Genomic DNA, 15,529 nt, shown 5'->3' with positions numbered 1-15,529 from the left:
GCCGTTGCGGGGGCGCTGCCCCCACACCCTCCCCCAGACTTCGTCCGGGGGGACCCCCAGCGCCTCGAACGCCGGCGGGGCTGGATCTTTCAGCCCCTCCGGCGTCTGAGGAGCGGGCCCGGGCGGAGCCCGGCGGGGTTCGGGGCGGAGCCCCGGTATGTCAGCCTCGCCGACGGAGCCCAGGGGCTCAGACCACGGCTCCGCGGCCGGGGTCGTCATCCTCGTCGTCACCGTGCTGCATGCGTGCGACCAGCGTCGCGAACCCGCCCAGGAAGCCGCCGATGCCGAGCGTCGTCAGCCACCACGTCATCTCCCACTGCAGCAGCACCGCGAGCAGCAGCAGCACCGGCCCGCCGACCACCGCGAGCCACGCGAACTTCGACGTCGTGTCCGCCGGCGGCAGCTCCGGCTCCGGCGGGACGAAGTGGCCCTCGTCCGCCGGAGTCAGGTCGTCCTCCTGCGGTTGCGCCGGCGAGTGGTCCCGGGGGCCCGCCATGCCCACGCCCGGGGCGAAGACCACCGAGCTGCCCAGCCCCGCGGCCGGCGGCCCGGGCTCGGGCCTCGGTTCGGGCTTCGGCTCCGGTCCCGCCTCCGGGTCGGCCGGCAGCGGCTTGACGTCCTCCTCCGGCAGGAGGAGGTTCTCGATCGGCTTGAACGGCCGGGCCCCCGGCGGGTCCGGCGGCTCCTGCCCGTACCCGGCGACGATCGCCGCCCATGCCGCTTCCTCGTCCAGCGGCGGGACTCCGCCCGACTGCTCCTCGTGCTCAGCCACCGGCCTGCGCCCCCTCCCTGCCCACGCTCTCCGCCAGTCGGCCGACGAACGCATAGCTGTCCGCGAAGATCCGCTCCGCGTCATGGTCCAACGTCGCGACGTGGTAGCTCTGTTCCAGGAGGGTCTCGGTGACGTCCGTGGAGGAGACCCGGGCCAGGATGCGCGCGGAGTCGACGGGCGGTACGACGTGGTCCTGCGGGCTGTGCAGCAGCAGCAGCGGCTGCGTGACCTGCGGCAGGTCGGCGTCCACGAGCTGCAGGAACTTCCGCAGCGAGTGCGCGGCCCGGGTCGGGACCCGGTCGTAGCCGACCTCCTCCGAGCCCGGCTTCGCGATGTCGCTGGCGATGCCCGGCGTCGACCGGATGAAGTGCTTGGCCACGGGAAGGGCGACGGCCAGCGGGTCGTGCACCTTGTTCGCCGGGTTGACGAGCACGATGCCGCTGATGGCGTCCCCGTGCTTGGCGGCCAGCCGCAGGGTCAGCGCGCCGCCCATCGACAGCCCGAAGACGAAGACCTGCTCGCACCGGTCCAGCAGTTCCCGCAGGGCGCGGTCGACCTCCGCGTACCAGTCCTGCCAGCCCGTGAGCTGCATGTCCTGCCAGCGCGTCCCGTGTCCGGGCAGCAGCGGCAGCGACACCGTGAGCCCCTGCCCGGCGAGGTACTCGGCCCACGGGCGCAGCGACTGCGGGGAACCGGTGAAGCCGTGGCAGAGGAGGACGCCGACCTCTCCGCCCTCGTGGCGGAACGGCTCGGCTCCAGGGAGGACGGGCACCAGGGTCTCCTTGATCATGATGTACGCCGGGTGGGTGCGTTGCTCTGTGTGACTTCACCGTACGCGACCGGGGTGGCACCGGCCAGGGTCGTCGGGCCGCTGCCGCGGGAGCCAGGGGATATGGTCTGTTCGACAGACACAGGAAGGCTTTCGAGTTGATCTACGGCGCAATGAAGTTCTCCATCGGCGGTTCACTGAAGCTTGCTTTCAGGCCGTGGGTGGAGGGCCTCGAGAACATTCCCGCGGAGGGGCCGGCGATCCTCGCGAGCAACCACCTGTCCTTCTCCGACTCCTTCTTCCTTCCGGCCGTGCTGGACCGGAAGGTCACCTTCATCGCGAAGGCGGAGTACTTCACCTCCCCGGGCGTCAAGGGCAGGCTGACGGCCGCCTTCTTCAAGGGCGTCGGCCAGCTCCCGGTGGACCGCTCCGGTGCGCGCGGGGCCGGCGAGGCCGCGATCAAGAGCGGCATCGAGGTCATCGAGCGGGGGGAGCTGTTCGGTATTTACCCCGAGGGCACGCGTTCACCCGACGGACGCCTGTACCGCGGCAAGCCCGGCGGGCTGGCGCGGGTGGCGCTGGCCACCGGCGCACCCGTGATCCCCGTGGCGATGATCGACACCGAGAAGATCCAGCCGCCCGGCAAGGTGGTGCCCAAGCTGATGCGCCCGGGCATCCGGATCGGCAAGCCCCTGGACTTCAGCCGCTACCAGGGCATGGACGGCGACCGCTTCATCCTGCGCTCGGTGACCGACGAGGTCATGTACGAGATCATGAAGCTCTCCGGCCAGGAGTACGTCGACATCTACGCGACGGCGGCCAAGCGCCAGATCGCCGATGCGGAAAAGGCCGAGAAGGCCGAGCGGGCGGAGAGGACCGGCAAGGCCGAGAAGGCCGACGGCAAGCCGGAGTAGGTCGGGCGGTACCGCCCGCAGGGGGTGGGGGAGATGGCGAAACGCGAACGCGTCGTACGCATGTCGGTCGAGCAGCCGCTTTGGCGTGCCCTGACGGCGTACCGGCTGCTGACGATGGTCTACGCGGTGCTGCTGTTCGCATCCGCCTACAAGCGGTACCCGCACCCCTGGATCGCGGCCGGCTACCTCGCCTTCCTCGCCGTCTGGACCCTGGCCACCACCTCGAAGGTGGCCAACGCCGCCAGCTGCACCAAGGGCTTCCTCGTCGCCGACCTCACCGTCGCCATCGTCGGGATCGGACTGACCCCGCTCGCCGACACCCACGAGCGGATCACCGGGGGCGGTCCCACCCTGCCCACGATCTGGACCGGGGGCGCGGTCCTCGGATTCGCCATCAAGGGCGGCTGGCGCTGGGCCTGCTTCGCGTCCACCTTCGTGGCCGCGGCCACCATCCTCATCCACGGCGGCCAGCCCACCCGGGACGCCCTGCACAACGTGCTGCTCGTCTGGGTCTCCTCCGTGGCCATCGGCTACGTCGTCGAGGTCGCCCGGGCCAGTGAGAACACCCTCGCCCGCGCCCTGGAGATCGAGGCGGTCACCCGCGAGCGCGAACGCCTCGCCCGCGACATCCACGACGGGGTCCTCCAGGTCCTCGCCATGGTCCAGCGGCGCGGCGCCGAGGTGGGCGGCGAGGCCGCCGAGCTGGGCCGGATGGCGGGAGAGCAGGAGGTGGCGCTGCGCACGCTGGTCAGCACCGGTTTGGCGCACCCCTCCCGGGTCTCCTCCGACGAGTCGCGCGGCGCGCTGGTGGACACGTACGAGGTGGACGAGCCGGGCGCCGACGACGGCGAGCTGGACCTGCGCACGCTCCTCGCCCCGCACGCCGGGTCCCGGGTGAGCTTCGCCGAGCCGGGCACCCCGGTCCCGCTGCCGGTGCCCGCCGCGAAGGAGCTGGCCGCGGCGGTCGGCGCCGCCCTCGACAACGTGCGCAAGCACGCGGGCGAGGGGGCCAGGGCCTGGATCCTGGTCGAGGACTGGGGCGACGAGGTGATCGTGACCGTCCGCGACGACGGCCCGGGCATCCCGGCGGGCCGGCTCGACCAGGCGGAGGGCGAGGGCCGGATGGGAGTGGCCCTGTCCATCCGCGGCCGACTGCGCGACCTCGGCGGCAGCGCCGATCTGGTGTCCGTCCCCGGACAGGGCACCGAAGTGGAACTGAAGGTACCGAGGGGGAGGACCCAATGAGCACGAAGGAACCGCACGAGATCAGGGTGATGGTCGTCGACGACCACCCGATGTGGCGGGACGCGGTCGCCCGCGACCTGGCCGCCGCCGGCTTCGACGTCGTGGCGACCGCCGGCGACGGCCCCGAGGCGGTACGCCGGGCCCGCGCCGTCACCCCCGACGTCCTGGTCCTCGACCTCAACCTGCCCGGCATGCCGGGCGTGCAGGTCTGCAAGGAACTGGTCGGCGCCCACCCGGCGCTGCGCGTCCTGGTGCTGTCCGCCAGCGGTGAGCACGCGGACGTCCTGGAGGCGGTGAAGTCCGGCGCCACCGGCTACCTGCTGAAGTCCGCCGGTGCCCAGGAGCTGATCGACGCGGTCCGCCGCACCGCGGCCGGCGATCCGGTCTTCACCCCGGGCCTGGCCGGTCTGGTGCTCGGCGAGTACCGGCGCCTCGCCACCGACCCGGTGCCGACCGCATCCGACGAGCCGAAGGTGCCACAACTGACCGACCGCGAGACCGAGGTGCTGCGCCTGGTGGCCAAGGGGCTCTCGTACAAGCAGATCGCGGAGCGGCTGGTCATCTCCCACCGCACCGTGCAGAACCACGTCCAGAACACCTTGGGCAAGCTGCAGTTGCACAACCGGGTGGAGCTGGTCCGGTACGCCATAGAGCGGGGCCTCGACGACGCGTAGGCACCCCGGTCACCGGGCGTCGATCGTACTTTCGCCCTCGTACGAGTGAACGGGCGTACGCAACGCCCCGCGATTCCACCGGAATTGACCCCTTCAGGACCCTTGCTGTGACCTGCGTCACCACTAGCGTGACCGTCATGGCGAAGGGAGATGCAATGAAGGTCGGAGTGCTGACCGGTGGCGGAGACTGCCCCGGGCTCAACGCGGTGATCAGGGCCGTCGTCCGCAAGGGCACCCAGGAGTACGGCTGCGCGTTCGTCGGGTTCAAGGACGGCTGGCGGGGCGCGGTCGAGGGGAGGACCGTCCCGCTCGACATCCCCGCCGTCCGCGGCATCCTGCCCCGCGGCGGCACCATCCTCGGCTCCTCGCGCACCAATCCGTTCAAGACGGAGAACGGGGTGCGCGACATCAAGGACAACCTCGCCAAGTACGAGGTCGACGCCCTCGTCGCGATCGGCGGCGAGGACACCCTCGGGGTCGCCGCCAAGCTGTACGAGGACTACGGCATCCCCTGCGTCGGCGTGCCCAAGACCATCGACAACGACCTGTCCGCCACGGACTACACCTTCGGCTTCGACACCGCCGTCGGCATCGCGACCGAGGCGATCGACCGGCTGCACACCACTGCCGAGTCGCACATGCGGGTGCTGGTCGTCGAGGTCATGGGCCGGCACGCCGGCTGGATCGCCCTGCACTCGGGGCTCGCGGGCGGCGCCAACGTCATCCTCATCCCGGAGCAGCGCTTCGACATGGACGAGGTGTGCGCCTGGGTGACCTCCCGCTTCAAGGCGAGCTACGCCCCGATCGTCGTGGTCGCCGAGGGCGCCATGCCCAAGGACGGGGACCTGGTGCTGAAGGACGCCACCAAGGACTCCTTCGGGCACGTCCGGCTGTCGGGCGTGGGCGAGTGGCTGGCCAAGGAGATCGAGGCGCGGACCGGCAAGGAGGCCCGTACGACCGTCCTCGGGCACATCCAGCGGGGCGGCACGCCCAGCGCCTTCGACCGGTGGCTGGCGACCCGGTTCGGGCTGCACGCGATCGACGCGGTGCACGACGGGGACTTCGGCAAGATGGTCGCGCTCAAGGGGACGGACATCGTCCGGGTGCCGATCGCGGAGGCGACGGCGCGGCTGAAGACGGTGGACCCCGCGCTCTACAAGGAGGTGGGGGTCTTCTTCGGCTGAGCCGCCGGGCGCCCTCAAACGCCGGACGGGCTGAAGGATCCAGCCCCGCCGGCGTTTGAGGCGGGGGTCCCGGACGGAGTCCGGGGGAGGGTCTGGGGCGGAGCCCCGGGAGACCCGCGCAGCGGCGGCCCGGCGGCTATGCCGGGGCGGGGGTCATCACGCCGGTCAGGAGCTCGCGCAGCAGGTCCGCGCCGCGGAGGGTGAGGACGGACTCCGGGTGGAACTGGACCCCTGCGAAGCCGCCCCCGACGGAGCGGACCGCGTGCACCTCCCCGGTCGCCGGGTCGCGGGACACCTCCACCCCGTCCACGGCGAGCCGCGCGGCCCGCGGCTCGTCGCAGTGCGCGGTGTACGTGTTGTAGAAGCCCACCACCTCCTGCGCCCCGAACAGGTCGATCCGGGTCTGCGCCCCCTGCGCCGGCTCCGCCTTGCGGATCAGCGGCAGCCCCAGCTCGGCCGCCAGCAGCTCGTGCCCCAGGCAGATCCCGACCAGCCCGCGGCGGTGCCCGGCCAGCAGTTCCGCGGCCAGCGCGCGCAGCATCCGCATTTTGGGGTCCGAGGCGTCCGCCGGGTTGCCCGGACCGGGGCCGAGGACGATCGGGCCCGGCCAGGACAGGGCCGCCGCCCGCAGCCCCGGATCGTCGTAGCGGCGTACGGTCACCTCAAGCCCGGCCACCCGCAGGACGTGTGCCAGCATCGCCGTGAAGGTGTCCTCGCCGTCCACCACCAGCGCGTGGCCGGTCAGGGAGGACGGCCGCTCCTGCATGCGCAGCCAGAAGGGGGCCAGGTCCGACCGCCGGGCCGCCAGGGCCGCCCGCACCCGCGGGTCGTCCGCCAGCCGCGCGCCGTCGAAGGCCGGCCGGGTCGCGGCCGGCCGCACCCCGAGGGCCGCCAGCACCCCCGCCGCCTTCGCGTGCGTCTCCGCGACCTCGCCCGCCGGATCGGAGTGCCGTACGAGCGTGGCACCGACCGGCACCCGCAGCACGCCGTCCGGGGCGATGTCGGCGGTGCGGATCAGGATGGGGGAGTCCAGGGTCTGCGCTCCGGCCGCGTCCTGCCCGAGCAGCGCCAGGGCCCCCGCGTAGTAGCCGCGGCCCCCGCTCTCGTACCGCTCGATCACGCGGCAGGCGTTCTGCACCGGCGAGCCGGTGACCGTCGCCGCGAACATCGTCTCGCGCAGTACTTCCCGCACGTCCAGCGAGGAGCGCCCGCGCAGCTCGTACTCGGTGTGCGCGAGGTGGGACATCTCCTTCAGCCGCGGTCCGACCACGACCCCGCCGCGGTCGCCGACGGTGCACATCATCTTGAGTTCCTCGTCGACGACCATAGACAGCTCCTCGGTCTCCTTGCGGTCGCCGAGGAAGGCGAGGAGGGAGTCCACGGTGGGTCCGGCGGCCGGATACCGGTAGGTGCCGCTGATCGGGTTCATCACGACCGTGCCCCCGGACATCCGCACGTGCACCTCGGGGCTGGCCCCGACCAGCGTCCGCTCGCCGGTGTGGACGACGTAGGTCCAGTACGCGCCGCGCTCGCCCAGCAGCAGCCGCCGGAACAGGGCGAGCGCGTCGGCGCGGCCGAAGCCGTCGATGCGGCCCTCGTAGGTGCGCCGGATGACGAAGTTCGCGCCCGCCCCGCGGCCGATCTCGTCCTCGATGACCCGCTCGACCGTGGCCGCGTACTGCGCGTCGGGGACGTCGAAGCCACCGTCCTCGACCCGTACCTCGTGCGCGGGCAGCGCGGCCAGCGCCTCGGCGAGCGGGATCTCGTAGGCCTCCTCGGCGACCAGCACGCTCAGCGGCGTGCCGTCGTCGCGTACGTCGAACCCGCGCTCCCGGATCTGCCGGAAGGGCACGAGGGCGAGGGTGGGCAGCTCCCGTACGGGCAGGTCGGCGAGGTGTTCGGCCTCGTGGACCGCGCCGATCAGCACCTCGACGGTGTCGTGGTCGCGGCCGGGGGTCCGCCGGCGCAGCAGGGCGAAGGGCGGGCAGGAGTCGTCGAGCAGGCGGCTCAGCCGGCCGGGTCGGCTCGGTCGGTTCAGGGGCCTGGGGTCCATGGGCGGGGCGTCCTTCCGGTGGGAGGAGCGGCGCCCGCGTCGGAGAACACGGAAGGCCGCCCCTCGGGGCGGCCTTCGCGTCGTCGCGTGTCGTCTTCAGGTACGCGCGAGAGGTGGGCCGCCGGGAGCGGGCCACCACCAGTTCTGGTTCGAGTGCGCGTACATGGGAGGCACCCTAGCCCAGTGCGGCCCTCCGGCGCCGGAGCCGTCTCACGGCGTGGGCTGAACCATGGATTCCGTTCCGTTGGGGTCCCCCTGCCTTCGAGCAGGGCGTCTCACGTTGTGGGCGGAGGGCGGGATGAGACGTATGACGCCGTAATGTGTACGAGGTGACCGTGAACGCTGAAACCCAAGCCCCCGCCGTCAAGGCGACCTGGCGAGACCTTCCCGCGGCGCAGCAGCCTTCGTACCCCGATGCCGAGGCTCTGCGCGCTGTCGTCGCGGACCTCGAGTCGTATCCTCCGCTCGTTTTCGCGGGTGAATGCGACCAGCTGCGTGCCCGTCTGGGAGCCGTCGCCAAGGGCGAGGCGTTCCTCCTCCAGGGCGGCGACTGTGCCGAGGCCTTCGACGGCGTGTCCGCCGAACACATCCGCGCCAAGCTGAAGACGCTGCTCCAGATGAGTGCCGTACTGACGTACGCGGCCTCCGTGCCGGTCGTCAAGGTCGGCCGCATCGCGGGCCAGTACTCCAAGCCGCGCTCCAAGGACACCGAGACCCGCGACGGTGTCACCCTGCCGACCTACCGCGGCGACTCCGTCAACGGCTTCGCCTTCACCGAAGAGGCCCGGATCCCGGACCCCGAGCGGCTGAAGCGCATGTACAACGCCTCCGCCTCCACGCTCAACCTGGTGCGTGCCTTCACCACCGGTGGTTACGCCGACCTGCGCCAGGTGCACGCCTGGAACCAGGACTTCGTGAAGTCCTCCCCGTCCGGTCAGCGGTACGAGCAGCTGGCGCGGGAGATCGACAACGCGCTGAACTTCATGAAGGCGTGCGGCACCGACCCGGCCGAGTTCAAGGCCGTCGAGTTCTACGCCTCCCACGAGGCGCTGCTGCTCGACTACGAGGGCGCGCTGACCCGTACCGACTCGCGTACCGGCAAGCTGTACGACACCTCCGGCCACATGGTCTGGATCGGTGAGCGCACTCGCCAGCTGGACCACGCGCACATCGAGTTCTGCTCGCAGATCGCCAACCCGATCGGCATCAAGCTCGGCCCGACCACCACGGTGGACGAGGCGCTGACGTACATCGACCGCCTGGACCCCGCGCGCGAGCCGGGCCGGCTGACCTTCGTCGTCCGCATGGGCGCCGACAAGGTCCGCGACAAGCTGCCCGAGCTGGTCGAGAAGGTCACCGCCTCCGGCGCGGTCGTCGCCTGGGTCACCGACCCGATGCACGGCAACACCTTCGAGGCGGCCTCCGGCCACAAGACGCGCCGTTTCGACGACGTGCTCGACGAGGTCAAGGGCTTCTTCGAGGTCCACAAGGCCCTGGGCACCCACCCGGGCGGCATCCACGTAGAGCTCACCGGTGACGACGTCACCGAGTGCGTGGGCGGCGGCGACGAGATCTTCGTCGACGACCTGCACCAGCGCTACGAGACGGCCTGCGACCCGCGGCTCAACCGCAGCCAGTCCCTGGACCTGGCATTCCTCGTCGCCGAGATGTACCGCGACCAGTAGGGATCACGCAGTACGTTCGTACGACTGTGGGGCGCGGATCGATGTGATCCGCGCCCCACAGTCGTATCCAGGGCTTTTAGGTCACCCTAACTTTAGGTACGGTTAGGTAAGCCTCACCGAATAGGGGATGGCTTCGAACCATTCCGCCCAGGGAGGACCGCGTGTACGTCTGCTCTTGCTTCGGGATCACCGACAAGCAGGTCAAGGACCACGCGGCAGCCGGGGCCTGCACCCCGCGCCAGATCGCCTCGGCCACCAAGGCCGGAACCGACTGCGGCTCCTGTGTGCGCACCATCCAGGGCATCCTCGGCCGCGGCGCCTGCCCGCGCCGGGAGCTGCTGGAGAGGGGTGACGCGGCGGCCGTGCTCGCCGCCGGGACGGAGCGTTCGCCCGCACTGGCCGAAGCGGCCTGATCGGCCGGGCCGGCCCCTGGGACGCCCGACGACCGATGGCCGGCTGTCAGCTCGGCTGCTCGATCAGCTGGGCGATGTAGAGCGGCTCGCCCAGGGACTCGATGAGCTCCAGCTGGGTGTCGAGGTAGTCGATGTGGTGCTCCTCGTCCTCCAGGATCTCCTCGAAGAGGCGGGCCGAGGTGATGTCGCCCTTGCCGCGCATGACCTCGATACCGCGCTTGAGCCGGTCGATGGCCTCGACCTCGACCTGGCGGTCGGCCTGGAACATCTCCGTGATCGTCTGTCCGACGCGCACGTGGAAGAGCCGCTGGTAGTTCGGCAGACCGTCGAGCATCAGGATGCGCTCGGTGATCTTGTCCGCGTGCTTCATCTCGTCGATGGATTCTTCACGCGTGTACTTGGCGAGTTTGGTCCAGCCCTTGTTGTCCTGGATGCGGTAGTGCAGCCAGTACTGATTGATGGCCGTCAGCTCGCCGGTCAGCTGCTCGTTCAGAAACTCGAGGACCTCGGGGTCGCCCTGCATCGCAGAGGCTCCTTCCAGGCAATGTCAGTCACGTGACGGGGCTGGGGTACCTCCCAGTGCTCACTGGGGGATCTGCGCGCATCCTTGCACTGCCGTCGGGGGCCGTCCAGTAAGTGCCTCCTTAGTGGGAGTTGGCACGACTTGCCCGAATCGGTCCAGACCTGGTCATGACCACCCTGCCCAGTCTGTCACCATGGAGTCATGGGTCAGCCGGAAAGCCGGGAATCTCCGGGAGCAGAGCCGCTGGAGCTTCCACCGGGGCAGCGGCTGCAGCGGGGCTGGCCGGTCACCCACTACGGGCCCGTCCCCAAGTTCAAGCCGGACCGCTGGGAATTCCGGGTCTTCGGCGCGACGGCCGGCGGGGACAAGCACTGCTGGAACCACGAGGAGTTCACGGCCCTGCCGTTCGACTCCGTCGTGGCTGACCTGCACTGCGTCACCAAGTTCAGCATGCAGGGCGCCGAATGGGGCGGTGTGCTCGCCCGCGAGATCCTGGCCCTGGCGCCGCCCGCGCCGCAGGTCACGCATGTGATGGTGTGGGCCGAGTACGGCTTCAGCTCCAACATGCGGCTGGCCGACTTCGCTTCCGAGCGAACCGTCTTCGCCACCCACCAGGGCGGTGAACTGCTCACCGCCGAGCACGGTTTCCCCGTGCGGCTCGTGGTTCCGCACCTGTACGCCTGGAAGGGCCCCAAGTGGGTCCGCGGCGTCGAGTACATGACGGCCGACCGTCGTGGCTTCTGGGAGGAGCGCGGTTACCACAACATAGGCGACCCCTGGCGCGAGCAGCGCTACTCGTACCAGGAAGAGCCGGGGGACGGTCCCGAGGTGTAGGCCGCGGGGCCTGCGCCCTCAGTGGTGGTACTGGTGGACGACCGCGTGGCCCTTGCCGCGGCCGATCATCCACTTGTTGACGGGGACCGTGACCACGAAGGCGACGGCGAGCGAGAGCGCGAGCACCGTCCAGAACAGCGGCTCCGAGAGGTGCGCGTCCATCGCGCCGGGCCACAGGGCGATCACTCCGTTGTCGATCAGCTCCATGACGGCGATCGAAAGGGTGTCGGCGGCCAAGGCCACCCGGACGGCCGTGCGGAGGTCGACGCCGGCGGAGAGGATCCCGCGCAGGGTGAGGGCGTAGCCGAAGAAGAACGCCAGAACGATCGCCAGGATCATGGTGGGCACGTTCCCCCACCCGAGGGCCGTGCCGATGATCATGCCCAGCACCTCGCCGATGGCACATCCGGTGAGGCAGTGGAGCGTGGCCCGGGCGGCCATGGCCCAGCTGGCCTTGCCCGCGTGGGGGCCGGTGTCGTGACCGTGCCCGCCATGCCCGCCGTGGTGCTGGTGGTGCTCGTGATGTTCGTGGTCCGCGTGTGCCTGCTCCATGACGACCCCTTGGTGGGAAATGCCGAGTAGCGGTGCTGTCGATGTGACAGAACCGTATACCCCCCTGGGGTATTCCTCAAGGGATCACCGGATCACTGCGGGCCGCGCAGCTCCTTCAGCAGCGCCACGTCCGCCGCATGCCCTTCCTTGCCGCCCGGGGTCTCGGTGATCAGCGGTACGCCCTCCATCGCGGGGTGCGTGAACAGCTCGGCGAAGGCCTCCCGGCCGATGTGGCCCTGCCCGATGTTGGCGTGCCGGTCCTTGTGGGCGCCCACGCCCTCCTTGGAGTCGTTCGCGTGGACCAGCTTCAGCCGGCCCTCGCCCACGGTGTCCACCAGCAGGTCGAGCGTCGCCTTCGTCCCGCCCGGCTCCGCCAGGTCGTGACCGGCCGCGAAGATGTGACAGGTGTCCAGGCAGATCCCCAGCTTCGGGTGGTGGTCGAGCGCCTCGAAGTACGGGCCGAAGTCCCAGGTGCGCGAGCACAGCGAGGAGCCCTGCCCCGCCGTGGACTCCAGCAGCAGGAAGGGGTCGTCCTCGTGCGTCAGCTCGTCCAGCAGCGCCAGCATGTGCTCCCTGACCTGCGCGTACGCGGCCTCGCGCGGCCGGCCCCCGGTCGCCGACCCGGTGTGCACGACCACGCCGAGCGCGCCGATCTCCCGGCCGCGGCGCAGTGAGTGGCGCAGCGACTCCACCGACTTCTCCACGGTGGCCTCGGTGTGCGAGCCGAAGTTGATCAGGTACGGCGCGTGCACGTACGCCGGGATCGACTCGGCCGCGCACTCCGCCCGGAACAGCTCGTCCTGGGCCGGATTGCCGACCGGGGTGGCCCAGCCGCGCGGATTGGCGACGAAGACCTGGACGGCCTCGGCGCCCATCTCGCGGGCGTAGGCCAGCCCCACCTTGGCGAGGCCGCCCGCGACGGGGACGTGCCCGCCGACCGGATTGCGTATCACTGCGGCCTACAGCCCCTTGGTCCGGATGGTGATGGTGGAGCCCTCGGGGGCGTTCAGTCCGCCCAGCACCGACTGGGAGTCCACCGTGTTGCTGAAGGAGAGGAAGGGCCGCTCCACCTTCACCTTGAAGCCGGCGGCCTCCAACGCCTTGCGGGCCGCGTCCACGTCCTGGCCGGTCACGTTCGGGACCGGAAGCAGACGCGGGCCCTTGGACACGGTCAGGGTGACCGTGTCACCGGCCGCGGCCTGGCTGCCGGCGCCGATCGACTGGTTCGCGACCGTACCGGCCGCCGCGGGGGAGTTGACCTGCTCGGGGGCGGTCGCCACCTTGAGCCCCAGCGCCTGCAGGCCGGCCGTCGCCTGGTCGACGGGCAGCCCGGTCACGGTCGGGACCTGCACCGGGCGGCCCTTGCTGACGACGAGCGAGACCGCCGTGTCGGGCGCCCGCTTGTCGCCGACCGCCGGATCGGAGCTGATCACCGTGCCCTGCGCGACGTCCTGGCTGAAGGCCTGTGTGACGATGCCGGGTGCCAGCCCGGCCTTCGTCAGCTCGGCCTTGGCCTCCTCCAGCGGCCTGCCCTTGAGGTTGGGCACGGCCACCACCTCGGGGCCGCGGGAGATGGTGAGGGTCACCGCGCCGTTGCCGCGGATCCGGCGGCCGCCCGGGGGATCGGTGTTCATCACCGTCCCGCGGTCGAAGGCGTCGCTGAACTTCCGGTCGACCCCCTTCACGCCGAGCCCCGCCGCGGACAGCTGGGAGCGGGCCTGCGCCTCGGTCTTGCCGAGGAGGTTCGGGACCTTGGTGAACTGGCCGGAGTTGATGTACCAGACGCCGGTGCCCACCCCCAGGGCCAGCAGCACCCCGGCGATGACGAGGAACACGCCGCGGCGGGGCCGCCCGGCGGGAGCCTGCCGGTGCGGAGCGGGCGCGGCGGGCGGCGGGGGCAGGGTCTCCAGCCGGGAGGTGAGGTTCACGGGCTGCGCGGCCACCGGGCGCGGGATCACACCCGTGCGGTCCTCGGCGGAGGACCGCACCTCGGCGCGCGCCTGCGGCGGTACGGCGTCCAGCTCGGCGTCGCTGAGCCGGCCGCGGGCCTCACGGGTGAGGCCGAGCAGCGCGGCGGCGTCGTAGGGGCGCAGCTCGGGATTGCGCGCGGTGGCCTCCGCGACGAGCTCGTCGAGCCCGACGGGGAGCCCCGGGACCGCGGCGGAGGGCGGCGGGACGTCCTCGTTGAGGTGCTGGTAGAGGACCTGCGCGGCGCTGTCGCCGAGGTGGGGCTTGGCGCCGGTGAGCATCTCGTAGAGGACGACACCGCAGGCGTAGACGTCCACGCGGGTGTCGGCGACGCCGCTCTCGATCTGTTCGGGGGCGAGGTAGGAGACGGTGCCGAGGACGGATCCGGTGGTGTTCGTGACCGAGTCCACGGACCGGACCAGCCCGAAGTCCGCGACCTTCACCCGGCCGTCGTCGCCGATCAGGACGTTCTCGGGCTTCATGTCGCGGTGGACGAAGCCGGCCCGGTGGGCGGCGCCGAGCGCGGCGAGCACGGGTTCGAGGATGTCGAGCGCGGCCCGCGGCTGGAGCGCGCCGCGCTCGCGGAGCACGTCGCGCAGGGTGCAGCCGGAGACGTACTCCATGGCGAGGTAGACGTACGGCCCGTCCGTGCCCTGGTCGAAGACGGCGACCACGTTGGGGTGCGCGAGCCGGGCCACGGACTTCGCCTCGCGGATGAAGCGGTCGACGAAGGCGGCGTCGGCGGCGAGGGCCGGATGCATCACCTTCAGGGCGAGCACGCGGTCGAGGCGGGTGTCGACGGCCCGGTAGACCGTGGCCATGCCGCCGGCCGCGATGCGGGCGTCGATGCGGTAGCGGCCGTCGAGCACGCGCCCGACGAGGGGGTCATCCAGGGTCGTATCCACGCCGCGATTCTATTGGGGCCTCGCGCCTCCCCCGCCTGGGTGGTCCTCCTTGCAGCGCAGCTGTGACGTCCGGGCCGCCCGCGGCCACGCTCCCGGGGCTCCGCTTCGAACCCCGCTCCGCAAACGCCGGAGGGGCTGGATGGTGCGGCGAGGCTGGGCATTTCAGCCCCGCCGGCGTTTGAGGCGCGGGCGCGGAGCGCCGTTGGGGGTCTGGGGCGGAGCCCCAGGAGCGGACCCGCGGTCAGAACGCCGGGCGTTCGGGGTCCAGGACTGCGCGGCCCTCCGCAGGAGAGGAGGCTTCGGCGAAGCGGCGCTGCGGAATGCGCCCCGCGCGATACGCGAGCCGCCCCGCCGAGACGGCGTCCCGCATGGCGGACGCCATCAGGACCGGCTCCTGCGCCCGCGTCACCGCGGAGGCCAGCATCACCGCCGCGCAGCCCAGCTCCATCGCGAGGGCGGCGTCCGACGCCGTGCCCGCGCCCGCGTCCAGGATGACCGGTACCGACGCCCGTTCCGTGATCAGCTCGAAGTTGTGCGGGTTGCGGATGCCCATCCCCGAACCGATGGGGGACCCGAGCGGCATGATCGCCGCGCAGCCCACGTCCTCCAGCTTCCGCGCGAGCACCGGGTCGTCGTTCGTGTACGGGAGGACCGTGAAACCCTCGTCCACCAGGATCTCGGCGGCGTCCAGCAGCTCGACGCCGTCCGGCAGGAGGGTCCGCTCATCCGCGACCACCTCCAGCTTGATCCAGTCCGTGCCCAGTGCCTCCCGGGCCAGCCGGGCCGTGAGCACGGCCTCGCCCGCCGTGAAGCAGCCCGCCGTGTTGGGCAGGACCGCGATGCCGAGCTTGGTCAGGACGGAGAGGACGGAGCCCTGGACCGTGGGGTCGAGGCGCCGCATCGCGACCGTGGTGAGTTCGGTGCCGGACGCGACCAGGGAGCGTTCCAGCACGTCCAGGCTCGGGGCCCCGCCCGTGCCCATGATCAGGCGGGAGGAGAAGGTCCGGCCGCCCAGGGTGAAGAGGTCGTCAGCCATGT

The 15,529-nt window shown here is 71.5% G+C and carries 15 protein-coding genes; 7 read left to right on the top strand and 8 right to left on the bottom strand.

Annotation, left to right across the window (positions count from 1 at the left end):
• Positions 1–187: 187 nt before the first annotated feature.
• Positions 188–772 (bottom strand): hypothetical protein, encoded by a 585-nt coding sequence (locus tag IF88_RS0104335; protein ID WP_030707414.1) that lies wholly within the window; start codon positions 770–772, stop codon positions 188–190.
• Entirely contained in the window at positions 765–1,544 is a 780-nt protein-coding gene (locus tag IF88_RS0104330) for an alpha/beta hydrolase (RefSeq protein ID WP_030707412.1), read from the bottom strand. The genes IF88_RS0104335 and IF88_RS0104330 overlap by 8 nt, the downstream gene beginning before the upstream one ends.
• A gap of 170 nt (positions 1,545–1,714) precedes the next feature.
• Here IF88_RS0104330 and IF88_RS0104325 point away from each other — a divergent pair, with 170 nt between their 5' ends.
• From IF88_RS0104325 to IF88_RS0104310, 4 genes are all read left to right on the top strand, one after another.
• On the top strand, positions 1,715–2,455 hold the full coding sequence (locus IF88_RS0104325; RefSeq protein WP_030707410.1) for a lysophospholipid acyltransferase family protein: 741 nt from the start codon (positions 1,715–1,717) through the stop codon (positions 2,453–2,455).
• Positions 2,456–2,488: 33 nt separating this feature from the next.
• On the top strand, positions 2,489–3,700 hold the full coding sequence (gene macS, locus IF88_RS0104320) for a MacS family sensor histidine kinase (protein WP_030707408.1): 1,212 nt from the start codon (positions 2,489–2,491) through the stop codon (positions 3,698–3,700).
• The gene (locus tag IF88_RS0104315) at positions 3,697–4,374 is read left to right on the top strand and encodes a response regulator (RefSeq protein WP_030707406.1); all 678 of its coding nucleotides are present in this window, start codon (positions 3,697–3,699) and stop codon (positions 4,372–4,374) included. Before macS ends, IF88_RS0104315 begins: the two co-directional genes overlap by 4 nt.
• Positions 4,375–4,529: 155 nt before the next feature.
• Positions 4,530–5,558, top strand: coding sequence for a 6-phosphofructokinase (locus IF88_RS0104310; protein ID WP_030707405.1), 1,029 nt, complete (start codon positions 4,530–4,532; stop codon positions 5,556–5,558).
• A gap of 136 nt (positions 5,559–5,694) precedes the next feature.
• Here the strand turns inward: IF88_RS0104310 and IF88_RS0104305 are convergent, their stop codons facing one another.
• Positions 5,695–7,611, bottom strand: coding sequence for an anthranilate synthase family protein (locus tag IF88_RS0104305; protein ID WP_051836430.1), 1,917 nt, complete (start codon positions 7,609–7,611; stop codon positions 5,695–5,697).
• Between the two features lie 329 nt (positions 7,612–7,940).
• On the opposite strand from IF88_RS0104305, the gene IF88_RS0104300 reads away from it, so the two are divergent.
• Together IF88_RS0104300 and IF88_RS0104295 are read left to right on the top strand one after the other, a co-directional pair.
• Positions 7,941–9,296, top strand: a complete 1,356-nt coding sequence (locus IF88_RS0104300; RefSeq protein ID WP_030707400.1) for a class II 3-deoxy-7-phosphoheptulonate synthase — start codon at positions 7,941–7,943, stop codon at positions 9,294–9,296.
• 161 nt (positions 9,297–9,457) lie between these two features.
• Positions 9,458–9,709, top strand: coding sequence for a (2Fe-2S)-binding protein (locus tag IF88_RS0104295; RefSeq protein WP_030707397.1), 252 nt, complete (start codon positions 9,458–9,460; stop codon positions 9,707–9,709).
• Positions 9,710–9,755: 46 nt separating this feature from the next.
• Here the strand turns inward: IF88_RS0104295 and bfr are convergent, their stop codons facing one another.
• Positions 9,756–10,232 (bottom strand): bacterioferritin, encoded by a 477-nt coding sequence (bfr, locus tag IF88_RS0104290; protein ID WP_030707395.1) that lies wholly within the window; start codon positions 10,230–10,232, stop codon positions 9,756–9,758.
• 201 nt (positions 10,233–10,433) lie between these two features.
• Between bfr and IF88_RS0104285 the strand changes: the two genes are divergently transcribed.
• A complete protein-coding gene (locus IF88_RS0104285; RefSeq protein WP_030707393.1) occupies positions 10,434–11,066 on the top strand; it encodes a sulfite oxidase-like oxidoreductase in 633 nt (210 codons plus the stop codon).
• A gap of 18 nt (positions 11,067–11,084) precedes the next feature.
• Here IF88_RS0104285 and IF88_RS0104280 read toward each other — a convergent pair whose 3' ends face one another.
• The 4 genes from IF88_RS0104280 to IF88_RS0104265 all read right to left on the bottom strand — a co-directional run bounded on the left by IF88_RS0104280 (position 11,085) and on the right by IF88_RS0104265 (position 15,527).
• Positions 11,085–11,618, bottom strand: coding sequence for a DUF4396 domain-containing protein (locus tag IF88_RS0104280; RefSeq protein WP_030707391.1), 534 nt, complete (start codon positions 11,616–11,618; stop codon positions 11,085–11,087).
• Positions 11,619–11,710: 92 nt separating this feature from the next.
• On the bottom strand, positions 11,711–12,568 hold the full coding sequence (locus IF88_RS0104275; RefSeq protein WP_030707389.1) for a deoxyribonuclease IV: 858 nt from the start codon (positions 12,566–12,568) through the stop codon (positions 11,711–11,713).
• A gap of 9 nt (positions 12,569–12,577) precedes the next feature.
• Positions 12,578–14,491: a Stk1 family PASTA domain-containing Ser/Thr kinase gene (pknB, locus tag IF88_RS0104270; RefSeq protein WP_030707388.1), complete on the bottom strand. Its 1,914-nt coding sequence runs from the start codon at positions 14,489–14,491 to the stop codon at positions 12,578–12,580.
• 241 nt (positions 14,492–14,732) lie between these two features.
• On the bottom strand, positions 14,733–15,527 hold the full coding sequence (locus tag IF88_RS0104265) for a thiazole synthase (protein WP_030707387.1): 795 nt from the start codon (positions 15,525–15,527) through the stop codon (positions 14,733–14,735).
• Positions 15,528–15,529 lie beyond the last annotated feature (2 nt).

The sequence above is a fragment of the Streptomyces sp. NRRL F-2580 genome (assembly GCF_000720115.1).
Taxonomy (GTDB): domain Bacteria; phylum Actinomycetota; class Actinomycetes; order Streptomycetales; family Streptomycetaceae; genus Streptomyces.
The sequence above is the reverse complement of the archived record's forward strand: the minus strand, read 5'-3'. Positions and strand labels throughout refer to the sequence as shown.